The organism is Streptomyces sp. BR1 (genome assembly GCF_052373795.1).
GTDB lineage: Bacteria > Actinomycetota > Actinomycetes > Streptomycetales > Streptomycetaceae > Streptomyces.
Genome location: NZ_CM126252.1, coordinates 2,584,905 through 2,607,368 on the forward strand (window position 1 = coordinate 2,584,905; position 22,464 = coordinate 2,607,368).

Annotated in this window: 14 protein-coding genes and 1 pseudogene; 5 read left to right on the top strand and 10 right to left on the bottom strand. The window is 69.4% G+C overall.

Going from position 1 to position 22,464, the window contains the following annotated elements; all coding sequences use genetic code 11:
• Positions 1–4 precede the first annotated feature (4 nt).
• The 5 genes from ACT1U9_RS10940 to ACT1U9_RS10960 all read right to left on the bottom strand — a co-directional run bounded on the left by ACT1U9_RS10940 (position 5) and on the right by ACT1U9_RS10960 (position 5,439).
• Complete coding sequence (locus ACT1U9_RS10940) at positions 5–769, bottom strand: vWA domain-containing protein (protein ID WP_444538149.1); 765 nt, start codon at positions 767–769, stop codon at positions 5–7.
• Positions 770–799: 30 nt separating this feature from the next.
• Positions 800–1,774 carry a hypothetical protein gene (locus tag ACT1U9_RS10945; RefSeq protein ID WP_444538150.1) on the bottom strand — a complete coding sequence of 325 codons (975 nt, stop codon included), beginning with the start codon at positions 1,772–1,774 and terminating at the stop codon, positions 800–802.
• Positions 1,775–1,906: 132 nt separating this feature from the next.
• The gene (locus ACT1U9_RS10950) at positions 1,907–2,341 is read right to left on the bottom strand and encodes a hypothetical protein (RefSeq protein WP_444538151.1); all 435 of its coding nucleotides are present in this window, start codon (positions 2,339–2,341) and stop codon (positions 1,907–1,909) included.
• A 13-nt stretch (positions 2,342–2,354) separates the two neighbouring features.
• Entirely contained in the window at positions 2,355–3,350 is a 996-nt protein-coding gene (locus ACT1U9_RS10955) for a serine/threonine-protein kinase (RefSeq protein ID WP_444538152.1), read from the bottom strand.
• A 244-nt stretch (positions 3,351–3,594) separates the two neighbouring features.
• Positions 3,595–5,439 (bottom strand): phosphoenolpyruvate carboxykinase (GTP), encoded by a 1,845-nt coding sequence (locus ACT1U9_RS10960; protein ID WP_444538153.1) that lies wholly within the window; start codon positions 5,437–5,439, stop codon positions 3,595–3,597.
• A 289-nt stretch (positions 5,440–5,728) separates the two neighbouring features.
• Between ACT1U9_RS10960 and trhA the strand changes: the two genes are divergently transcribed.
• The 3 genes from trhA to ACT1U9_RS10975 all read left to right on the top strand — a co-directional run bounded on the left by trhA (position 5,729) and on the right by ACT1U9_RS10975 (position 8,683).
• Positions 5,729–6,409 carry a PAQR family membrane homeostasis protein TrhA gene (trhA, locus tag ACT1U9_RS10965; protein ID WP_444538154.1) on the top strand — a complete coding sequence of 227 codons (681 nt, stop codon included), beginning with the start codon at positions 5,729–5,731 and terminating at the stop codon, positions 6,407–6,409.
• Positions 6,410–6,478: 69 nt separating this feature from the next.
• Positions 6,479–8,017, top strand: a complete 1,539-nt coding sequence (locus ACT1U9_RS10970; protein ID WP_444538155.1) for a DHA2 family efflux MFS transporter permease subunit — start codon at positions 6,479–6,481, stop codon at positions 8,015–8,017.
• A 30-nt stretch (positions 8,018–8,047) separates the two neighbouring features.
• Complete coding sequence (locus ACT1U9_RS10975; RefSeq protein WP_444538156.1) at positions 8,048–8,683, top strand: TetR/AcrR family transcriptional regulator; 636 nt, start codon at positions 8,048–8,050, stop codon at positions 8,681–8,683.
• A gap of 57 nt (positions 8,684–8,740) precedes the next feature.
• On the opposite strand, the gene ACT1U9_RS10980 is transcribed toward ACT1U9_RS10975, so the two are convergent.
• A complete protein-coding gene (locus ACT1U9_RS10980; RefSeq protein ID WP_444538157.1) occupies positions 8,741–9,436 on the bottom strand; it encodes a hypothetical protein in 696 nt (231 codons plus the stop codon).
• A 47-nt stretch (positions 9,437–9,483) separates the two neighbouring features.
• On the bottom strand, positions 9,484–11,853 hold the full coding sequence (locus ACT1U9_RS10985) for a glycoside hydrolase domain-containing protein (protein ID WP_444538158.1): 2,370 nt from the start codon (positions 11,851–11,853) through the stop codon (positions 9,484–9,486).
• A gap of 292 nt (positions 11,854–12,145) precedes the next feature.
• Between ACT1U9_RS10985 and ACT1U9_RS10990 the strand changes: the two genes are divergently transcribed.
• Positions 12,146–12,535, top strand: coding sequence for a hypothetical protein (locus tag ACT1U9_RS10990; RefSeq protein WP_444538159.1), 390 nt, complete (start codon positions 12,146–12,148; stop codon positions 12,533–12,535).
• 108 nt (positions 12,536–12,643) lie between these two features.
• On the opposite strand, the pseudogene ACT1U9_RS10995 reads toward ACT1U9_RS10990, so the two are convergent.
• A pseudogene (locus tag ACT1U9_RS10995) lies at positions 12,644–14,679 on the bottom strand (thioredoxin domain-containing protein).
• A 364-nt stretch (positions 14,680–15,043) separates the two neighbouring features.
• Between ACT1U9_RS10995 and ACT1U9_RS11000 the strand changes: the two are divergent.
• Complete coding sequence (locus ACT1U9_RS11000) at positions 15,044–15,622, top strand: Uma2 family endonuclease (protein ID WP_444538160.1); 579 nt, start codon at positions 15,044–15,046, stop codon at positions 15,620–15,622.
• A 390-nt stretch (positions 15,623–16,012) separates the two neighbouring features.
• On the opposite strand, the gene ACT1U9_RS11005 is transcribed toward ACT1U9_RS11000, so the two are convergent.
• Positions 16,013–17,767 carry an FG-GAP-like repeat-containing protein gene (locus ACT1U9_RS11005; RefSeq protein WP_444538161.1) on the bottom strand — a complete coding sequence of 585 codons (1,755 nt, stop codon included), beginning with the start codon at positions 17,765–17,767 and terminating at the stop codon, positions 16,013–16,015.
• Between the two features lie 175 nt (positions 17,768–17,942).
• Positions 17,943–22,286, bottom strand: coding sequence for an FG-GAP-like repeat-containing protein (locus ACT1U9_RS11010; RefSeq protein WP_444538162.1), 4,344 nt, complete (start codon positions 22,284–22,286; stop codon positions 17,943–17,945).
• Positions 22,287–22,464 lie beyond the last annotated feature (178 nt).

Below are 22,464 nucleotides of genomic sequence, written 5' to 3' on the forward strand. Positions count from 1 at the left end.
GCGCTCAGGCTTCCCAGGCCGGGCGCTGCGTCTTGAACTGGCTGAAGATCTTCTCGAAGACCTCGTCGCCCGCGCCCTTCTGCTCGGCGCCCGCGCTCGCCGACATCATCTGGAGCAGCTGCCGGAACGGGAACCCCTGCAGGCGTGCGTTGAACTTGGGCGCGAACGCCTGGAGCACCTGCTCCGCCATGTCGGTCAGGCCGCCCACCCCTATCGCGTACAGCCGGAAGCGCCGCGCCGCCTGCTCCTCGGCGAGCACCGGCACCAACCGCTGCCAGGAATGGGTGAGATGACCCATGCCGTCGGTCGGCAGCCCGTCCGTGACCAGGCAGATCTGCGGGCGGTAGTACTGGAGTCCCTGCGAGCGCAGCTCGGTCTTGCGCGCGGCCACCACGTGCATCGCGAGCTCAAGGGCCTCGGTCATCAGGGTCACCCCGGAAGCGGCCAGGCGCGGCGCCTCGAACTGGTGGGCCGCCACGAACGGGCCGACGGGCGCGCCCGGTTCGAGCGGCCGCGCCCCGCGCCACGCGGTCACGCCCCGCCCGCCGAAGGTGATCACGGCGACCTCGACGCTGTAGCTGAGGCTGACGTCGTCGTGGAGCTCGCGGGTCCATTCGCTCAGCGCCTGGTTGAGCGCGTCTATGGGCGGGCCGGTCATCGAGCTGGAGGTGTCGAGGCAGAGCACCAGCGGCAGCCGTTGGGCGTTGTTCTCGAACTCGATGTCGGCGTACTCCGCCGGAAGCGTCCTGGGTGGCTGCTGCCTGCGCATCGCGGTCTCTCCCCGTCCGGTCCTGTTGTCTCAACTGCCGTGCGGCGTACGGTCCCTGGTGATACGTACGGTCTTGTCGTCGGCCCCGTACGCGTACAGGACCCCGGCGTCCCGGACCCGCCCCTCCGTCACCTCGACCCGCGCGCCGGGCCCGGGCGCGGGGGCCTCGGGCTCGGCCCAGACCGCCCGGTAGAGGCAGTCGTCGAGCTCCACGTATCCCTGCGGGTGCAGTTCGGTGCGGACGACGGCGGTACGGCTGGGGCCCGACGGGCCGCCCACGTCACGACCGTGGGTGCGGCGGCGGGCGGCGGGGACCGTGGCGGTCTCCGTGGTCGCCCGGTGGGTGGGCGTCTGCTTCGCGTGCGACCCCGGCGAGACCGTCGCGTATGCCGGGCGCGGGCCCCGTGAGCGGCGTACGACGATCACGAACGCCGCCAGGAGTACGAGCAGCAGCGCGGCGGTCCCGAGCGCGGGCAGCAGCGGCGAGGAGCCGCCGTCCGCCGTGCCCACGCTGTCGGTGTTCTTGTCGAGCGGGGCGGCCAGGCCCGCGTCGAGGAGGTCCTGGCCGCGCAGCGCCTTGCCCTTGCGGCCGGTGCCGTCGACGAGCTGGCACACCTTCCCCGGGCAGGCCCCGGCGTTCTTGAGGTCGGTCACGGTGCCGGCGTCGAGCCGGGTGATCTCGGCGTCCGGGGCGACGAGCCGGTCACCGGCGAGGACAAGGAGCAGCGTGCCGCCCGCGCCGGTGGCATGCCCGGCGGGGACGAGGACGACCAGCGGGCCCTCGGCGAACACGGACTTGCGCTGGGAGATCTTCCAGTCGTCCCGCTTGCCGTCAAGCGCGAGCGGCGTGTGCAGGGTGACGACCACGGCGTCCTGGGTGCCGACCCGGCCGGCCCAGCAGTCGAGCCGCTTGGCCAGGTCTCCCGAGCAGCCGTCCTTGGCGGCGGCGGGCGTGGCCGGGACCAGCAGCAGTGCAAGGGCGATCAGCCCGACCGAACCGGTCACGAGACGTCTCGACCGGATCCACCGGAGAAACCCCATGAGCGAAAACCCTCCCCCGACCCCGAAACGCACATCGCAAATATGACGCCTGGACGGGGCGTCCGAAAGGGTTTTGGCCATTCACACCAATCCCGCCTACAACTGGAACACCTGGTGGCACCGCGTGAACATCTGCCGCGCCTGTTCCACCCAATCACTGGCCAGAGAATCGAATTCCTGCTGGTTCATCCGGCAGGAGAGCGGCAGGGTGCAGACCCCGGCGATACAGGGTCTGGGGCCGCGTACGTCCCACACCGACAGCATGGGAACCAGCTGTTCGGTGTTCCACGCGTTCGCCGCGGCGGCGGCCGTCGCCAATTGGTCACCGCGCAGAAAGCGGCCGTCGGTCATAAACGCGACCAGCAGCCTTTTGGTGGTCATGAACCGGAGGGTGACGGATTTCCCCGCCTCCGAAAGATCGAATGTCAGCGACAGCGAGACGGTGTCCTCGTAGCAGTGGAAATGGTGCCCGGTCGCCCACCGGTGGACCAAGGTCCGCCAGCGGAAGCCCAGTTCGGTTCCCTCGCTCATCACCGGCGCCCCCTCAGCGTGCGGCACGTCCCACCGCCTCGATCACCATGGCATCGTCGAGCCCCGCGTCGAGCAGCGTCTGCGCGTGCAGCAGCAGACAGGACGGTACGGAGACACCGGTGGCCGCAACCCGGGGGGCCTGCATCTCCCTGGTGCGCACCCGGATGCGCCGGGCGACCGTGGGGGGCGGCCAGGTCAGTGCCTGCGCGTCCGCCGCGTCCGGGCCGAGCAGCGCCGCGAGGAGGCCGTCGAGCCCGGGCCGGTCCTCGGGCCGCTTGGCCAGACACCGCCCGACCAGCTCCCGCAACTCCCCCGGTACGTCGTCGAGTTCGGGCTCACCGTGCACCACCCGGTAGCTGACCCCGGCGCCGTGGCCGTGCGGGGGGTGCCCGGCGACCGCGTACACCAGGGTCCCGCCCAGCGAGAAGACGTCGCTCGGCGGGCCGACCCGCTTCCCGGTCAGCTGCTCGGGCGACATGTAGGGCGGCGTCCCGAGCACGGTCCCGGCCCGGGTGAGCCCGGGCGCGTCCGCCACCAGCGAGATGCCGAAGTCGATGACGCGCGGCCCGTCGGCGGCGAGCAGGACGTTCGACGGCTTGAGGTCGCGGTGCACGACCCCGGCGGCGTGGATGGCCTGGAGCGCCTCGACGAGACCGGCCCCGAGCCTGCGCGTCTGCCCTTCGGTGAGTGTGCCGTCCGCCGCGATCGCCTCCGACAGGGCCGGGCCGGGTACGTACGCCGTTGCCAGCCAGGGCAGTTCGGCCTCCGGGTCGGCGTCGACCACCGCCGCCGTGAACGCCCCGCCGACCAGCCGCGCGGCCGCGACCTCGCGGGCGAAGCGGCGGCGGAACTCGGGGTCGGCGGCGTGTTCGGGGCGTACGACCTTGACCGCCAGGGCCCGGCCCGCGGGCGAGCGGCCCAGATAGACCCACCCCATCCCGCCGGAGCCGAGCCGCCCCACGATGCGGTACGGCCCCACCCGCATCGGATCGCTGACCGGTGTGCGCAACCCCGCCACCTCACTCGGCACTCGGTTCGACCGCGTTCGTCCAGGGTCCGAGTGTCCCGCCAACTCCCGCTCGTGGCTGCCGGGATGACGAAAAAACGCCCCCGAAAACATGCCGGCCCCGGAGCCGTGAGGGGGCTCCGGGGTCCGGCGTTCACGCGGCGGGGCAATTCGTGACCCCACAGGTCAGGGCGGATGTCGGGTTGCACCGCCGCGAGAATCTAGAGGGGCGAAGCCCCGGTCGGGACTAGCCCAGTCGCGCCACCAGCGCGCGGTACTCGTCCCACAGCTCCTTCGGCGTGTGGTCGCCGAAGGTGTTGAGGTGCTCGGGGACCAGCGCCGCCTCCTCGCGCCAGACCTCGGTGTCGACCTTGAGCAGGAAGTCGAGGTCGGCGGCCGGCAGGTCGAGCCCGTCGGTGTCCAGCGAGTCGGCGGTCGGCAGGATGCCGATCGGGGTCTCGACGCCCTCGGCCTTGCCCTCAAGGCGCTCCACGATCCACTTCAGGACGCGGCTGTTCTCGCCGAAGCCGGGCCACACGAACTTGCCCGCGTCGTTCTTGCGGAACCAGTTCACGTAGTAGATCTTGGGCAGCTTCGCCTGGTCCTTGCCCTTGGCGACGTCGACCCAGTGGCCCATGTAGTCGCCCATGTTGTAGCCGCAGAACGGCAGCATGGCGAACGGGTCGCGGCGCAGCTCGCCGACCTTGCCCTCGGCGGCGGCGGTCTTCTCGGAGGCGACGTTCGCGCCGAGGAAGACGCCGTGGTTCCAGTCGAAGGACTCGGTCACCAGCGGCACGGCCGAGGCGCGGCGGCCGCCGAACAGGATCGCCGAGATCGGCACGCCCTTGGGGTCCTCCCACTCCGGCGCGATGATCGGGCACTGCCCGGCCGGCACGGTGAAGCGGGCGTTGGGGTGGGCGGCCGGGGTGTCGGAGGCGGGCGTCCAGTCGTTGCCCTTCCAGTCCGTCAGGTGGGCCGGAGCGGTCTCCGTCATGCCCTCCCACCACACGTCGTTGTCGTCGGTGAGCGCGACGTTGGTGAAGACGGAGTTGCCCCACATCGTCTTCATCGCGTTGGCGTTGGTGTGCTCACCGGTGCCGGGCGCGACGCCGAAGAAGCCCGCCTCGGGGTTGATCGCGTACAGCCGGCCGTCCTCGCCGAACCGCATCCACGCGATGTCGTCGCCGATGGTCTCGACGGTCCAGCCGGAGATCGTGGGCTCCAGCATGGCGAGGTTGGTCTTGCCGCAGGCGGACGGGAAGGCCGCGGCCACGTACTTCGACTCGCCCTGCGGGGGCGTCAGCTTGAGGATGAGCATGTGCTCGGCCAGCCAGCCCTCGTCGCGCGCCATGACGGAGGCGATGCGCAGCGCGTAGCACTTCTTGCCGAGCAGGGCGTTGCCGCCGTAGCCCGAGCCGTACGACCAGATCTCGCGGGTCTCGGGGAAGTGCGAGATGTACTTGGTGGAGTTGCAGGGCCACGGCACGTCGGCCTCGCCCTCGGCCAGCGGCGCGCCGAGCGTGTGGACGGCCTTGACGAAGAAGCCGTCGGTGCCGAGCTCGTCGAGGACGGCCTGGCCCATGCGGGTCATGGTGCGCATGGAGACGGCGACGTACGCGGAGTCGGTGATCTCGACGCCGATGGCGGAGAGGTCCGAGCCGAGCGGGCCCATGCAGAAGGGCACGACGTACATGGTGCGGCCGCGCATCGAGCCCTGGAAGATCCCCTTCTCGCCCGCGAAGCTGTTTCCTTCTCCGGTAAAGATGGCCTTCATCTCGGCGGGGGCCTTCCAGTGGTTGGTCGGCCCCGCGTCCTCCTCCTTCTCGGAGCAGATGAAGGTGCGGTCCTCGACCCGTGCGACATCGGTCGGGTCGGAAGCGGCGTAGTACGAGTTCGGGCGCTTGACCGGGTCGAGCTTCTTGAAGGTCCCCTTGGCGACGAGTTCCGCGCACAGGCGCTCGTACTCGGCCTCGGAGCCGTCGCACCAGACGATGCTGTCCGGCTGCGTGATGGCTGCGATCTCGTCTACCCAGGAGATCAGTTCCTGGTGGTTGGTCGGGACAGAAGTGGGAGCCGCGATGTCGCGCGCCACGATCGCTCCTTGTAGAGGGTTCGGTGATTCCCTTGTGAGGGTCTCTTCGTTCTCGTTGCCCCGTGGGGGCTGCGACCCGGACGCTTCGGTGTTACCTGGCGCTCATCCGGTGCCGACCGCACTCATCTGATCATCCGTGCCACTCGCCCATATGTCCAGAGGCACTCTCACGTGAGCATCGCCACTCATTGTTCACCTCGGGGGCATCTGAAGGGCATAAGGGACGGACACGGCGGGGGCATACGGTTACGGGCCGCACCTATCCGTAACTTACGGAGGCGTAGGTAGCATGCGGGACATGACTGATCAGGTGACGGCCCTCGCGCCGACGAGGCCTCAGAAGCCCAAGCTGCGAGGGTGGCTGCATGCCGGGATGTTCCCGGCGGTGATCATCTCGGGGCTGGTGCTGACCGCGCTCGCCCACTCGACCCGGGGGCGCATCGCCTGCGGGATCTACGTCCTGACCGCCTGCCTGCTCTTCGGCGTCAGCGCGCTCTACCACCGGGGCGACTGGGGCCCGCGCGGCGAGGCCATCCTGCGCCGGCTCGACCACGCCAACATCTTCCTGATCATCGCGGGCACCTACACCCCGCTCACCCTGCTGCTGCTCCCGGACTCCACCGGCCGGGTGCTGCTGTGGGCGGTGTGGGCGGCGGCGGCCGCGGGGATCGCGTTCCGCGTCTTCTGGGTCGGCGCGCCGCGCTGGCTGTACACGCCCTGCTACATAGCCATGGGCTGGGCGGCGGTCTTCTTCCTGCCCGACTTCATGCGCACCGGCGGCATCGCGGTGCTCGTCCTGGTCGTCGTCGGCGGACTGCTCTACAGCGCGGGCGGCGTGATCTACGGGATCAAGCGCCCCAACCCCTCCCCGCGCTGGTTCGGCTTCCACGAGGTGTTCCACTCCCTCACCCTCGCGGCCTTCGTCGTCCATTACGTCGGGATCTCGCTGGTCGCGTACCAACACGGCTAGACAGTTCTTGACGCCGACTCCTTTTTGAGAGTTACTGTCACTTGACGGTAACTCTTACGGAGGTGTGCCATGACCCAGGCGTCAGGTCCCGATCCACGGCGCTGGTGGGCGCTGGGAGCGATGGTCGCGAGCATGCTGGTGCTCGGCTTCGACATGACGATCCTCAATGTCGCGCTGCCGACCATGGCCCAGCAGCTCGGCGCCACCACCGGCCAGCAGCAGTGGATGGCCGACGCCTATGTCGTCGTCTTCGCCGCCCTGATGCTCCCGGCCGGACTGCTCGGCGACCGGTTCGGCCGCCGCAGGATGCTGATCACCGGCCTCGGGATCTTCCTCGCGGGCTCGCTCATCGGCTCGCTCACCACCAGCGTCGGGGCGGTCATCGCGGCCCGCGCGGTCATGGGCATCGGCGGCGCGCTCGTGATGCCGCTCGCCATGGCCGTCCTGCCGACGCTCTTCCCCGCCGAGGAGCGCACCAAGGCGATGGGCATCGTCACCGCCGCCTCCGCGCTCGGCCTGCCGCTCGGCCCGCTGGTGGGCGGCTTCCTGCTCGACCACTTCTGGTGGGGCTCGGTCTTCCTGGTCAACGTGCCCATGGTCGCCATCGGCATAACGGCCTGCGCGCTGCTGCTCCCGGAGACCCGCGACCCGGCCGCCCCGCGCGTCGACGCCGTCTCGACCGCGCTCACCGCCGCCGGACTCGGCTCGCTCATCTACGGCATCATCGAGGCCCCGACGCGCGGCTGGGGCGACTCGGTGGTCCTCGCGACGCTCGCCGCCGGCGTGGTGCTGATCGCGGGCCTGGTCGTACGGGAGCGGCGCGCGGCCCGTCCGATGCTGGACATGAAGCTGCTCGGACACCGCCCGTTCCTGCTCAACACGCTGGCCTCGACGCTGGTGATGTTCATCCTCTCCGGCCTGATGTTCGTGCTGCCGCAGTACCTCCAGGCGGTCCTCGGCAATGACGCGTTCGGCACCGGCCTGCGGATGATGCCGCTGATGGCCGGGCTGATGGTCGCCGCCAAGGGCAGCGAGCCGGTGGTGCGGCGGTTCGGGGCGCGCGGCACGATAGCCGCCGGGCTGATCGTGCTGGCCTTCGCCGCGTTCCTCGGCGCCCGTACGACCGTGGACAGCGGGTACGGCTTCACCGCGCTGTGGCTGACGATCACCGGTGTCGGCTTCGGCTTCGCCATGGTGCCCGCGATGACGGCGGCCCTTGCCACACTGCCGCCCGACCGCGCGGGCAGCGGCTCCGGGCTGCTGATGACCGTACGTCAGGTGGGCAGCGCGGTCGGTATCGCCCTGCTCGGCTCGCTGCTCGCGGGGATCTTCACGGACCGCCTCGATGTGGCCGGGCTGCCCGGGGTCGCGGCCGACAGGGCCGGGGACTCGGTGGTGGCCGCGCATCTGGTCGCCGCCAAGCTCCAGGACGGGCGGCTCGCCGCCTCGGCCGACTCGGCGTACGTCCACGGCATGGACATGGTGCTGCTCGTCTGCGGCGTGGCGGCGGTCATCACCGCGCTGCTCGCGGCGGCCCTGCTCAGGAACCCGGCGGCGCCTTCCGGCCAGCCGGAGGGCGACGTGGTGCCGACCGCCGTGGATGCCTGAGAACGTCGAAGGATGCCGGAGAATGTCGACATGCCCGCCACCGCACGTACGCCCAAGTCCCTCGACTCCCTCGCCGAGGACATGCAGCCGCAGCTGGGCCTGCGCGAACGCAAGAAGCTCAAGACCCGCATCGCGATCCGGCGCGCCACCTACGAGCTGATCGCCGCGCAGGGGTACGAGGCGACGACGGTCGAGCAGATCGCGGAGGCGGCCGAGGTCTCGCCCTCGACCGTGTTCCGCTACTTCCCGACCAAGGAGGACATCGTCCTCACGGACGAGTTCGACCCGCTCATGGTCGCCGAGCTGCGGGCGCGCCCGGCGGACGAGCCGGTCCTGGAATCCCTGCGGCACGTCGTCCTCATGGGGATCCGGATCGCCCTGGAGCACGACCCCGAGGAGATGTACCAGCGCACCCGGCTGCTGGTCGAGGTCCCCGTGCTGCGGGCCCGGATGATGCAGTCGATCTCGGCGACCTGCGGGATGGTCTGCGAGGCGCTGGCCGAACGGGCCGGTCGGGCGGCCACGGACCTGGAGGTACGGGTGTACTCGATGGCGGTCCTGGGCGCGCTACACGAGACGACGGTGTACTGGGCCGAACACGACCACGAGGACGATCTCGTGGACCTGGTGAACCGGACGCTGGACACCGTGCGGGACGGAATGTAACGACAGCCGGGCCCGACCTTCCGCCGAAGGTCGGGCCCGGCTGTCGTTTCACAGGCCTCAGCGCTGGCGGGCCGCCAGGGCCTTGGCCGCCTTCATCCGGGCCGGGGCGGTGGCCTCGATGGTGCCCGCGCCCTCACCCGGCTTGAGCTCCCAGCCCCGCAGCTTCGCCGCGACCCGGCGCAGCGCCGTGTCACCCGGCTTCACGTCGATCTGGAAGTGCGACTCCTTGGCCGGCGTCAGGTCGCCGCCCCACTTCACGACGCCCTCCAGGTCGGCGAGGATGTCGCGGACCACGACGAGCTCGTGCGGGAAGAACCCGCCCTGCGCCCGCGCCGGGTAGAGCAGCGGCCGGATGGCGATCGCGGTGCCCGAGAGGTAGTTGCTCTCGTACGCGGCCGCGACGGTGCGGGAGGTGGTGTGCCCGCTGACCTCGCCCGTGCCGAGCGTGTCGATCTCGTAGTGGAATCGCCGCACGACGTGGGTCAGCACGGTGGCGACATCCCCGTCGACGGCATCGAAGTGCACCCCGCCGGTGCCCTCGACGCGGTGCGCCGGAGCGTGGTCGAGCACGGGCCACCCGTTGGCGCTGGTGGCCTTGCCCCACTGGACGTTACGGGGAGCAACAGGCGTAGCGGCGACGGCAGTTGTCGCCATCCCACCCCCGGCGAGCACGGCCCCACCGGCAACACCGAGCCCGGCGAACAGGAAGCGACGCCGGTCGAGGCGTATGGCGGGCGTTATGGCATCACGCATGAATAAAGGTTCCTCTCGTGGCTTGTGGAAGGAAGTGCGGCTAGGCGCTACAAGCCCTTGGCGTTCGCTTCCTGCATGACGCGGTCGTGGAGCTCGTCGGCGAACGCCTGGCAGAACTCCTTCAGCTGCGCCTCCGGCAGATCGAGGGGCAGCGTGGCGTGGGGTGCGATCTGCGTGATGAGGTACCAGCGACCGGCCGAGATGACCGGGTCGCTGAACATCGTGAGCATGCCCTTGGCCATCGCCACGACGTTGTCCACGCTGCCGCCGAACCGCATCTCGAAGAAGTCCCGGAAGCGGGTCAGGGCGCCCATGTCGCGCTCGCCCTTGCCGTAGTGCTCGCGCACCACGTCGAGGAACTGCCCGCCCTGCTCCACCCGCCGGGCGATCAGATAGCCGTCCGCGTCCTCGATGAGGTCGTCCAGCGGGAACGTGGACTGCACGCCGATCTTCGCGAACTTCGCGTGGACGTAGGCCCCGCCGGACGGGTAGGCCTTGATGTCGCGCTGCCACTCGCCGTAGAGCGTCATGAGGTCGCCGCCCCAGCCCGCGACGTCACCCGCGCCGACCGTGCGGATGTTGCTGCCCGACTGGGGCTTGACGTAGTGGCCGTTGGCCGTGGCCAGCAGGTGCTCGGCACCCACCGTGACCCCGGTGACCGGGTCCTTGAACCCGTCGAAGACGTGGGCGCCGTGGCTGTCGGCGAACTTGATGAAGTCGTCGTCGGGAGAGCCGATCAGCGTCCCCCACTGGAAACCGCCGTACGCCTTGTGCCGGGCGTACTCCATGGTGAGCCGGTTCGGGTCGCCCGCCTTCGTGTTCGTGTACTGGATCGCCAGCGGGAAGACGACCTCCAGGTACTTGATGAAGTCGTCGGCCGGGTTCACGGTCTTGCGGACCGAGTTCTGCCCCTCGTCGCTGTTCTGGCGGTGCGCGTCGTTGTCGAGGTCGAAGGTGTCACCGCCGGAGCTGAACTTGAACTCCTTGATCTGGTTGAACGCCCAGTTCGGCGGCAGCGGGAAGCCGAGGTTGCCGGAGAAGCCCCAGGACATGCCGGAGACGAAGGAGTACGCGGCGTCCGCGTGCTGGCTGACCTGCGTGCAGACGTTGCGCGAGCCGTAGACGCCGTGGACGTAGTACGCGCCCTTGTTGGCGAGGCCCGCCTTGATCCCCTGGAAGTAGGGGACGATGTTGGAGGTGATCTCGTCCGCCGTCGCGTCGTAGTCGACCGCGAAGTAGATGACCGTGCCCCGGTTGAAGCCGTACTGCTCCGCGTGCGAGTGGGCGTTCAGCGCGTGGTTGAAGCCCTGCTCGTACGTGAAGTCGACCAGGCGCCGGGCGTTGTCCTGGTAGATCGGGAAGACGCGCAGACCGGCGGCGAAGATGTCGTCGAGCTCGCCGTCCTTGATGTTCTTGTCGAGCGTGCTGCCCGGCGGGTCGAACAGGTAGCGGCCGACATAGCGGTAGCCCGCCTTGTACAGGGCGTCGCCGCGCGGGCGGGTGATCCGGAACCGGGTGTCGCACCCCAGGGTGGAGCGCTCCGGGTCACCGGTGGAGACCAGCAGCTGCGCCCAGGTGCGGTAGTCGCCCCGGCCGTCCTGGCTGTCCAGCTCCGAGAACTCCTGGAAGATCTTGACGAACTCCGTGAGCTTGGAGTCGAAGGTGCTCCGGAACGTGGTGGCGACGTTGGAGGTGCCCTTGACGACCGGGGAGTTGAAGACACAGGCCGCGGAGAAGAGCTGGACGAAGATGCCCGAGTCGCCCTGCTTCACCACGTGGTTCTTCAGACCCGCCTGGGTGCCGGGACCGAACGCGCCGGTCGCCTGGTCGTCGGGTATGCCGATCTCGTACTGGATCGCCTTCATCAGCGACTTCTGCACATCGCGGGAGTACACGCCGTCGGCGGGGCCGATGAAGAACGACGACCGGCCGACGTACCGGCTGTTGAGCCAGCGCTGGACCTCGCGGACGGTGTCGGTGCCGCCCGTCACCGACACGTAGGCGTCCATGCTCAGGAGCGCCTTGAAGACCTTCGGCGAGACGAGGCCGTTGGAGGCGTCGACACCGGCGTCGTTCTTGAGGTTGCGGACCGACTTGTCGGTGGCGGCGCCGTACGAACCGGTGCCGTCGCCGCCCCAGTAGCCCTTGCAGAACAGGGCGTGCTCGACGATCTTCTTGATGTTGGTGTTCGACTCGTTCGGGCCGATGTCGCCGCGCTTGGCCAGCTGGGACAGCGTCCCCGGGCCGAAGCTCGCCATCAGCGGGGCCATGCCCAGTTCCGACTGGAGTGCCATGGTCAGCGAGAACATCGTCGACCAGCCGGTGTGCCCGTCCTCGGGGCACTTCGCATAGCCGGGGATGTTCGCGTAGGTGGCGTTGACCCATCTCTGGGCAGCAAGGACCTTGTCGTCCGCCATGTTTCTCTTTCTGATGAGCGGGGCTCGGGACTCGGGGGTGCGTGAATCCTGATGGCGGAAGGCATGCCGATGTACGGGCGCGGCTCAACTGCCCATGTGGGCAGGGTGGTCGGAGCGGCGCGCGTGGGCTGGTTTCCCCGCATCACCTCGGCGTCGGCTTCCCCCGTCGACTGCCGATGGTGCGGTGATCATAGCCGACGGAAACGAGCCACTCGGCATGTACAAGCCACGCTCTGACCTGTCGTAATATCTCCCCCTGCAAGTGATCATTTACGATCTAGGGGGACAACTCATGGGTATGGGCAAGAAGTTCGCCGTAGCCACGGCGACCGGCGTGATGACCGTCGCGGGCCTCGCCGCCACGGGCGGGACCGCGTTCGCCGGGACCGACGGACAGCAGATCGTCATCGACGACTCGACCCGCCGGGTCGAGTCGATCAAGATCCAGGGCCTCGACCAGCACGGCGCGCCCGCCACCGCGTGCCTGATCACGTCGGGTTACGAGACCAAGATGCCCGGCTGGTGGTGGCGCGACTACATGCACTTCAGCAAGTGGACCGACAAGACCTGCGGCAAGAACGGCGGCAGCTGGCTGGGCTCGCAGGACGAGTGGGTCCCGGCGTGGCAGTCCCCGGACCGGGGCGACTGGTACTACATCGGCATCTTCAAGAACGACAACTAGTTGATGCGGTGATTCGGCTGCGGGTTGTCCGTGGCCGGTCGCGCCCACGCGGCGGAGACGCAAATGTCACAGCCCCGCACCCCTAGGGGTGCGGGGAATCCGCACAGCTCAGCGCAGCGCGTCCCGCAACGCCTCAACCCCCGTGACCGGCGCATCACAGGTGAAGTGCCGGCACACATACGCCGCCGCCTCGCCGTTGACCAGCGGCCGGTCGGCGAGCAGGGGGAACTCGGACGCGTCCTTGGGCAGACCCACCGCCACCACCGCACCCGGGGCGGTGCCGAGGAGCGCGGCCCGGTGCAGCTCGCCCCCGGGCGGGCCCACCACGGCGACCTCGCGAGGCCCGTCGAGCAGGGCCTCGGCCGTGGCCAGACCCCACCCGATGAACCGAGGGGCGCGCGGCCCCAGCGCCGTCACCACGCCCAACGCGCCCTCGGCGGCCGCGCGATGGGCCGACGACCCGGTGTGCGCCGCGTACGAGAGCAGCGCGGAGGACGCCGCCGTCCAGCCCGACGGGGTCGCGCTGTCCGTCGGGTCCTGCGGCCGCCGGATCAGCCGCTCCGCGTCGTGCGCCGTGTCGTACAGCGCCCCGCCGTCGCCCCTGAACTGGTCCAGGACGATGTCCAGCAGGAAGCCCGCGAACTCCAGCCACGCGCCCTCGCCGGTCACCCCGGCCAGCGCCAGGAACCCCTCGGCGACGTCCGCGTAATCTTCGAGCACCCCGGCGTTCGCGCCGACCTTGCCGTCCTTGGACGTACGGGCCAGGCGCGCGCGGCCACCCGACACGTCGAAGTGGACCCGCACCAGCAGATCCGCCGCCTCGGTGGCGCGCTCCACCAGGTCCGGGCGGTCGAAGTAGGCGCCCGCCTCGGCGAGTGCGGCGATCGCCAGACCGTTCCAGGCCGCGACCACCTTGTCGTCCCGGCCCGGCCGGGGCCGCGTCTCGCGCGCCGCGAAGAGCCGGTCGCGTACTCCAGCCTCCAACAGGCCGCCGTCCTGCGGGAGTTGGAGGACCGAGGCGCCCTCCTCGAAGGTGCCCTCCTCGGTCACGCCGTAGTGGCGCGCGGCCGCCTCGCCGTCGCGCTCGCCGAGGACCTCGGCCAGCTGCGCGGGTGTCCACACATAGAACGCGCCCTCCACATGCCGCCCGCTGCCGTCGTCGCTGTCCGCGTCGAGGGCCGAGGCGTAGCCGCCCTCGGCGGTGCGCAGCTCGCGGACCATGAAGTCGGCGGTCTCCAGGGCCACCCGGCGGGCCAGGTCCGAACCTGTGGCGCGCCACAGATGCGCGTACACCCGGCACAGCAGCGCGTTGTCGTACAGCATCTTCTCGAAGTGCGGCACCACCCACTCGCGGTCCACCGAGTAGCGCGCGAACCCGCCGCCGAGCTGGTCGTAGATGCCGCCGCGCGCCATCCGCTCACAGGTGTCGGCCGCCATCTGGAGCGCACCCTCCGCACCCGTACGGGCGTGGTGGCGCAGCAGGAACTCCAAGGTCATCGACGGCGGGAACTTGGGCGCGCCGCCGAAGCCGCCGTGCCGCTCGTCGTAGTCGCGGGTGAGCCCGAGCAGCGCGCCCGCCAGCTCCTCCTCGCCCGGCACCCCGGCGTCCCCGCCGTAGCTCAGCTCACGCTCGGACAGATCCCGTACGACCTTCGCCGCGACCTCGCCGACCTCCTCGCGCCGGTCGGTCCAGGCCGCCGTCACACCCTCCAGGACCTGCCCGAACGACGGCATGCCATGACGCGGGTCGGGCGGGAAGTAGGTGCCGAAGTAGAACGGTTCGGCGTCGGCCGTCAAGAACACGGTCATCGGCCAGCCGCCCTGCCCGGTCGCCGCCTGCACCGCCTCCATGTAGACGGCGTCGACGTCCGGCCGCTCCTCGCGGTCGACCTTCACGTTCACGAAGTTCTCGTTGAGATACGCGGCCGTCGCCTCGTCCTCGAACGACTCATGGGCCATCACATGGCACCAATGGACTACTGGCGGAAGCATAAGTGGCAGGACGCATAACCCACGCTCAAGAGAATGGGTACGTCCCGCCGCTTTGCTTCCGCCATCGCCTCCTCTCCCCATGGCCACCAATCCACCGGATTGGAGGCGTGCTGGAGGAGATACGGCGACTGGGAGTGAGCCAGTCGATTCATACCGGCATCGTCCCACGGCGGGGATCGTCCAGCCCAGCATCACAGGTCGGGAACGCGGAGTAAATGCTTGCACAGCACGCGGCCAAGGGCCGACCAGCCGCACTCAGACAGGACAAGAAAGGGGCACAGCGACCTTGGCCTCACGGGCGAGTCTGCCGGTCCGGCTCCGCCGGAAGGCCGATCCGCGAGAGCCGCACTGACGCGACCGCACGTGACGGATGGATCAGCGGTCGAAGTCGGGCAAGGCTGCTCCCCGCTCGTCGCGTCCCCTCGGGTCGATCTGCCGGGCCGCGTGCCGTGCGAGTCGGCCATACCGACGTCCCTCATCCGGCGACCCGCCTAGACTGACTGCGGGAGGTGTGTGGTGACCGTCACTGAGGACCGGCCACAGATGCTGGCCGAGGAGTTCGAGCGCATCGCCGCCGCCGCCGAGCGTGAAGGCGTCCGGATGGAGTTCATCCACGGCAGGCTGGGGGTCAAAGCGGTGCCGGACGGCGACCATGACGAGATCATCCGCTGGCTGATGCAGCGCTGCATGCAGTACCGCCCCGACCTGTGGCTCTACCCCGAGCGCGGCCTCCGCGTCGAGCGCTACCGAAAGGGCCACGCAAAGCCCGACGGCACCCTCGCGCCCCAAGGTGCCTTCGCCGGCCAGGGTGAGTGGGCGGATGCCGGGCAGGTGGTGATGGTCGTCGAGGTCACCTCCTATGACAGTGACACCGACAAGCGCGACCGGGAAGAGAAGCCGACCGCCTACGCGCAGACCGGCATCCCGGTCTACCTGCTGATCGACCGGGACACCTGCGAGATCCTCGTCTTCACCGAACCCGAAGGCGATACCTACGCCAACCTCGCCCGTCGCCCCTTCGGCCGCACCATCGTCCTGCCCGACCCCGTCGGCATCACCCTCGACACCGAACCGCTGAAGAACTGGGTGCGCTGACACCTCACGGATGCGCTCGGGGTTCGACCCGCGTTGCTGGGCATCCGGCTGTGATCCTCGGGACGGGGCAGCGGGGCGGTGGAAGATCCTCAGCGCTTCGATCCCGGCGAGGAACCCGGTCGGAGTGCTTGCTCCCCTCTCGTCCAGGCGCCGCGATCGCGGTGCCGTCGTTGTGCCGTTCCCGGAAGAGCGACCACTGCTCAGGTCGCCGAAGGCCGCGCCCCAGTCAGCTTCCGGCTTCTTGGAGAGACCGCGCCCCGGAGCGATCGCTCCATCATTGCGCTGGTCAGGTCCCGTAATGATCCCCAGTGCACGGAAGACGCTCTGCCCGGTCCGGAGCGCAGTGGCTCCCTGGCGGGCAGAGCGTCAAAGGGCCTGCTCGATGGCTGGTCAGATCAGCGTGTTGTACGTGCTCCAGCCGGTGCCGATCTTGGTGCGGGCGGCGAACGGATCGGTGGGGTTGCCGGTGCCGCGGTAGTGCCAGAGTCCGCCGTCGCGGTCGACGGCGATCAGGTCGGGCTTGCCGTCGCCGGTGGTGTCGCCGACGCTGACGATACGGGTGTAGGTGTTCCAGCCGCCGCCGATCCGTGTACGGGTCGCGTAGGGCGCGGCGGGGTTGCCGGTGGCCTTGTAGAGCCACAGGACGCCGTCGCGGTCGCGGGCGAGGAGGTCGGGCTTGGCGTCGCCGGTGAGGTCGGTTCCGCCGGTCAGGTCCATGTAGATCTGCCAGCCTCCACCGATCTTCGTGCGGGGGGCGAAGGGCGCGGTGGGGTTGCCGGTGGCCTTGTAGAGCCAGAGCACGCCGTCGTGGTCGCGGGCGACGAGGTCCGCTTTGCCGTCGCCGGTCAGGTCGCCTGCCCCGGTGATCGAGCTGTAGATCTGCCAGCCGCCGCCGACCTTGGTGCGGGGTGCGAAGGGGGCGGCGGGGTTGCCGGTGGCCTTGTAGTACCAGAGGGTGCCGGATGCGTCGCGGGCGACGAGGTCGCCGGTGCCGTCGGCCTGGAGGGTGGAGATTTTGGTGACGGTGTCGTAGGTCTGCCAGCCACCGCCGATCTGGGTACGGGCGGTGTAGCGGGAGGGGTCGCCGGTGGGGCTGGACTGGTACTGCCACAGGACTCCGGCGCGGTCGCGGCCGTAGAAGGCGGCGCGGTTGGAGGCGGGGATGCTGCCGGTCTTGAACCACAGGTCGCTGTCGGCGCTGCTGTACTGCATGCCCTTGCCGTCGAGGACTTGCAGCGTCCCGTTCAGGTATCCCGCCGAAAGGCCCCAGGCGGCGGTCAGGCGCAGGGATTCGACGGGCCGGGTTGCTCCGCCACTGTTCCAGGTGTGGTCGGGCAGGTCGAGGTAGAGGGAGCCGTCCGCGCCGACGGTCCAGGCGCGGGGGGCGTAGGTGGTGCCGTCGCTGGAGTACTCCACGTGCAGGTTCTGGGCGAGCTGGCGGGCGGTGTAGCCCTTGTCGGCGATCTCCTGGGCGGTGAACAGCCAGCGGGTCCGGGTCGCGGGCGGCGGGGTGTGCATGGTCATGACCGTTTCCAGCTGGATCTCCACCGGCTGGGTGGCGCCTGTGTCGACGGGGATGCTCGGCTGCCAGCCGGAGCCGTGTCCCGGGGAAGTCCAGGTCGGGTTGATGAACGGCTGCCCTACCTTCACGGTGGCCTTGGCGCTGGCGCCTCGGCTCAAGACGTTGTCGGTGGCGCCGTCGACCAGGTAGGCGTTGACGTGGAGGGTGCCTCCGACGTGGCCGTCTGCGGCGACGTGGAGGTGGGTGGTGCCTGCGCTGAGGGTGGTGCCGGGGATGCCGTCGTGGTCGCTGTCCTCCTTGCCGAACTCGGTGTAGAGCGGCCGGGTGGCGCCCAGGTAGGTCATGGGGACCCGTGCGCCGGTGTCGTCGGTGACCGTGAGGTGGTCTTCGCCTTCACCGGCGAGGGTGAAGAGCAGGTAGCTGTCTGCGGTGGGCGGGTTCTTCAGGGTGATGTCGATGTCTGCGGCCGCGCCGTTGACGTCGAGGCTGTCCGGGGTCTGCAGGGACAGGGACGGGGAGTCGGTGCCGGTGTCCGCCATGGCGGTGTGCAGCGGGGTGACGCCGAGTGCGGTGCCGAGGGCCGCTGCGGTGAGGGCGGCGCGGTGCCGGCGCTCAAGACGCATGGGAATGTCCCTTTCAGGAGCGCCGCCCGAACTGCTCGGGCGGCGGAAGAAGAAGCGGGGAAGGGCGGCACGGCTTGTGCACGGGAATGGCGGTGCTGGGTGCGCATAGGGGCTCGTGCCGCCGAGGCCAGCGGGAGGGGTGCCGGGCCCCTGGTCGGGGCCCGGCACCGGGGTGTCAGTTGTAGTTGTTGAAGAGGTGGACGCGGTCGAAGGTCCAGTTGCCGGGGGCGGTGGACCAGCCCGGCTGGGGGTCGCTGAACCCGTTGCCGTTGGAGCGCCAGGTGAACATCTTCACTGCGCCGTTGTCGTAGCCGTACATGGCGGCGATGTCGTCCTTGCCGTCGCCGTCGAAGTCGCCGGCGACGATCTTCATGTTGGGGTAGTAGTAGTTGCCCGGCGGGGCCTGCCAGCCGACCTTCGGGTTGTCGAACTTTCCGCCGCTGGTGGCGTTGCTGACGAAGGTGTGGATCGCGTCGCCGCCGTCGGCCTGGTCGTACCAGGCGGCGATGTCGTCCTTGCCGTCGCCGTTGAAGTCGCCGGCCACGATGTGGGTGCGGGCGAACTGGAAGTTGGTCGCTTCCCAGGAGGAGGTGCGGTCCTGGAAGCCGCCGTCCTCGCGGGCGAGGAAGCTGTGCAGCTGCACGTGGTTGTCGCTGTAGCCGTAGAGCACGCCCAGGTCGGAGCGGCCGTCGCCGTTGAAGTCCCCGACCGTGAACTTCATGTTGTTCACGTTGTAGTTGCCCGGCGCGGCGTACTGGGAGGCGAGCGGGGCGTTGAAGCCGCCCCGGATGTCGGCGGTGAAGGTGAACAGCTGGTCGCTGCCGTTTCCGTAGGAGTACCAGACCACGAGGTCGTCGCGGCCGTCTCCGTTGAAGTCCCCGGAGCGCATGGTCATGTTCCCGAAGGCCCAGTTGCCGGGGCCGCTGCCCCAGGACGCGGTGGGGGCCTCGAAGCCTCCGTCGGCCTTGCCGAGTGCGGTGAACAGTTTGACGCTGCCGTCGCTGTAGCCGTACAGGGCGGCCATGTCGGCGCGGCCGTCGCCGTTGTAGTCGCCGGTGGCGAACTTCATGTTGCTGGCGTTCCAGTTCCCCGTCGGCGAGGTGTAGGAGGCCAGGGGCGGTGCGGTGAGCGTGCCGTCCGAGCTCGACAGGAAAGTGTGCATCCCGTCGTGGCCGTCGCCGAAGTCGTACCAGTCCGCGAGGTCGTCGCGGCCGTCCCCGTCGTAGTCGTGCTGCAGCGCGGTGCCGCTGGACCACTTGGCGTGCCCGGCGAAGTCGTACAGCACCAGGTTGCCGCGGTCCTGCAGCAGGGCGTAGCCGTTGTCCGTGTCGGCGGCGGCCTTCCAGACCACCTGGCCGCCGGAGTTCTGGACGGCGAGGACGCCGTCCGCCTGCATGACCGCCTTGCTGCCTGCATCCCCGGCGGGCGAGGCCCACAGGGTCTTGCCGGCGTTCGAGGTGATCACGAGGCGGTTGCCGGTGAAGGCGAGCTTGGCCGAGCGGGACTTGAAGCTCTGCCCGTCCGTGATGACGGTGCCCGCGGGGATGCGGATTCCGCCGGTGGAGCCGTCGATGACGAAGCTGCTGCCGAAGCCGGTGACCTTGGTGCCGTCGGTCTTGCCCGCCCAGCCGACCATGGTGTTGTCCGCCTGGCGCGCCCACAGATCGGAGACCTTGTCCCCGGTGACGTCCCCAATGGAGCTGAGGGTGGGGTACTTGGCGGTGGTGTAGCCGGAGCCGATCTTCGCCGAATACTGGGCATCCAGGCTGCCCCACTTCGACAGGTCGAGCGTCATCTTGCCGGACTGCGCGTCCTTGATGCCCTGCCCGTAGGAGACGTACAGGTCACCATTTGTCTTGTCGCGCAGCCACAGGTCGGGCAGGCCGTCCCCGTTGGTGTCGCCCGGCGCGATGACCGTGTAGTTCTTCCAACCAGCGCCGCCGACCGCGAGCGGGGAGCTCAGGTGCTGGTTGCGGTCACCGTAGTAGAGGTAGAGCAGATCGCCTTCCTGCACCAGCAGATCGGGCCAGCTGTCGTTATTCATGTCGCCGGGGGCAACGACCTGGTCGGCATCCTTCCAGTGGTCGTCCGAGGTGAAGCACGTCATGTCGTCGGCCTCGGGGCAGTCGACGGTCAGTGCGGTACCGACCGCGGCCGTACCCAGGCCGGTCTGCGTGAGCGTGCCGTTGCCGTCGTTGGCGTACGTCCACAGCTTCTTCTTTTTCTCGGCTTCGCTGTACTCCAGGGAGACGAGGTCGGTGGCGCTGTTCTGCCGCCATCCGCCGCGGTAGGTGATCTGCGCGCCGGTGAACGCCTTGCCGCCGCTGGAGGCGGCGGAGAACTGACCGTTGTTCTGCCCCGCGTAGGTGAGCAGGGTGCCGTTGGAGTCGACGCTCCAGATGTCGTTGTTGCCGTCGCCGTTGAGGTCGCCGGGCTGGTCGCGCTCGCCGCGGGTGTTGGCGTAGTAGAGGTAGGAGGTGGGGTCGGACTGGTTGCCGGCGGCGTCGACGCTGTAGGCGTAGACGAAGTGCGGCCCCTCGCCCGGCGGCTTGATGCGCGCGGAGATCTTGCCGTTCTCGCAGGCGCCGAGCGTTGCCTTGTGCTGGGAGGCGTCGGTGTCGCTCCACCACCAGATGGAGTCGACGTCGTTCACGCCGTTGGGGTCGAACGTGAAGCAGCCTTCGTCCCGGGCCCGGCCGGTGGTGGCGGGCCTGCCGTCCTTGCCGTCCGGGAACATGACGGAGTTGATGACCGGCGGCTTGGAGGGCCGGGTGCGGTCCACGGAGAACTTGCAGGTCTTGCTCGCCGAGGACGACGCGCCTTGGTTGTCGGTCGCTGTCACGTTCCACGTGTAGTCACCGGTGGGCAGGTCGGCGTCCGCGACCGGCAATGTGGCGACCGACCAGTTCGTCGCGTCGACCGTCTTCTGCAGGAGCGGCTTGCTCTCCCCGGTCTTCGTCACGGTGAAGCGGGCGTGCAGCGGGCCCGCGTCGGGCTGCTTGACCCGCGCGTACAGGCTGACGTGCGTGTTGCCGACAGCACTGCCTGCCTCGCAGCTCGTGTACGGGAAGGTGCCCAGCTTGTCCGGTGCGTCCGGCACCCGGTTGAACAGGGTCTCCAGCACGGCGGACTTCGGGTCGAACTTCTTCCAGCTGAAGGTGTCTTCCTCCGGCTGGTCGCCCTTCTCGTCCTCGGCCGTCGCGCTCAGCCCCAGGGTGATGCTGGCCCTGCCCTGGTCGGCGACCGTCTTCATCTTCGGCGTGACGTCGAATTCGAGGTTGCCCGCCGGGCAGGAGGTGCTGCTCCAGCCCTTGGCGTCGTCGACGGTCTTCAGCGGCTCGCTGCCGATGCGGCCGGGCTGGTTGTTCCAGTTGGTCTTGCGTGAGATCGGACCGGTCTCCCACAGCTGCACCGGGCGGGCCTGGCAGGACCACGACCACACGTTCTTGATCCGGAACGTGGACTTGACGACCTTCGCGCCCTTGAGCTTGGCGGTGTCCATCTGGAAGAAGGACCGCGAGACCCCGTCCGTCTCGTGCTCGAACCCGACGCGCGCCACGTCCTTGGCGTCGTAGTACGAGTTGGTGGGCCACTTCTTGTAGACGCGCGTCCAGTGCTGGCGCTCGCTGTAGCTGCTTCCGCTCCACAGGGGGTCGATGTAGACCGGGTACTTGGTGTCCGAAGCCCCGAGCAGCGTCTGGTCCGGCACGATGCTCAGCGTGCTGCCGCTCAGGCTCACGGGCATCAGGGAGTTCTTGGCCCCGGCCGGCTGGTCGAATCCCGAGCCGGAGGCCAGCGCGGGGGCGGTCAGTCCCGACTTCACCTGGCCGCCGTCGCTGCTGAGGGTGGTGGAGTCCCACATCACCGGAGGCGGGCTGGAGAAGACTGCCTGCCCGGCCGGGTCAACAGCGGAGATGACGCCCGTGTCGGCATCCTTCGACACCGACAACCCCGCAGCCTGCAGGGAGTACTTGACGGTCTCCAGAGCCGGGTTCTTGGCCGCTTCCGCAGTCTTGACGACCAACAGCTGCGAGAACCCGTCGACTTCGGCCTTCAGCTGCATGTCGACGCCGGGCAGTACCTCCGCGTAGGTCGCGACGTTCTCCGCCAGGGTCGGCTTGGGCAGCTCGGTCGGCCAGCCCAGCGTCAGGGTCCGGCCGTCCCGTACACCCGACAGGAGCGGGCCCTTGCCGCCGCCGGAGAACACCACGCTAACCGTCGACGCCTTCGGCACGACACTGCCGTCGGCGGCGAAGACCAGCGTGGGGTCGGTGGGCACCCAGGTGCCGTCTCGGAAGACGCGGATCGGCGAGCCGTAGCGCTTGACGGAGAACGTGCCGTCCGGGTTCGCCCACTCGTCCGACGACTCGGTCCGCGCGGAGACCACCTCGGCGGGCTGACCCGACGCTTGGGCTGAGGCCAGAGCCCGGTCTTCCTCCGGCAGCCCGCTGTCGGAGGGCGAGTCCGCCGCCGCAGCTGCGCGCACCTGCGGGGAGGCGCTGGCGGAGACCGGGACCAAGAAGCCCGTCGCTCCGACAGCGCTGCCTATTCCGACGGCCAGCAGGCGTCTGAGCCGACGTCGGGAGACTTGCCCCCGGCGTGAAATCGACATTACGCGACCCTTCACATGTACATGGAAAATAAGCAGCACTTTATAGCCTGGGATCGGGTGGCCTAAACCGGGGTTGGTAATTGCT

Excerpts from the sequence above, each read along its gene's own strand:
- ACT1U9_RS11005 (WP_444538161.1), bottom strand. The coding sequence starts at position 17,767 with ATGCGTCTTGAGCGCCGGCACCGCGCCGCCCTCACCGCAGCGGCCCTC.
- ACT1U9_RS10970 (WP_444538155.1), top strand. The coding sequence starts at position 6,479 with ATGACCCAGGCGTCAGGTCCCGATCCACGGCGCTGGTGGGCGCTGGGA.
- ACT1U9_RS10940 (WP_444538149.1), bottom strand. The coding sequence starts at position 769 with ATGCGCAGGCAGCAGCCACCCAGGACGCTTCCGGCGGAGTACGCCGAC.
- ACT1U9_RS10980 (WP_444538157.1), bottom strand. The coding sequence starts at position 9,436 with ATGCGTGATGCCATAACGCCCGCCATACGCCTCGACCGGCGTCGCTTC.
- ACT1U9_RS10950 (WP_444538151.1), bottom strand. The coding sequence starts at position 2,341 with ATGAGCGAGGGAACCGAACTGGGCTTCCGCTGGCGGACCTTGGTCCAC.
- ACT1U9_RS10990 (WP_444538159.1), top strand. The coding sequence starts at position 12,146 with ATGGGTATGGGCAAGAAGTTCGCCGTAGCCACGGCGACCGGCGTGATG.
- ACT1U9_RS10985 (WP_444538158.1), bottom strand. The coding sequence starts at position 11,853 with ATGGCGGACGACAAGGTCCTTGCTGCCCAGAGATGGGTCAACGCCACC.
- ACT1U9_RS10975 (WP_444538156.1), top strand. The coding sequence starts at position 8,048 with ATGCCCGCCACCGCACGTACGCCCAAGTCCCTCGACTCCCTCGCCGAG.
- trhA (WP_444538154.1), top strand. The coding sequence starts at position 5,729 with ATGCGGGACATGACTGATCAGGTGACGGCCCTCGCGCCGACGAGGCCT.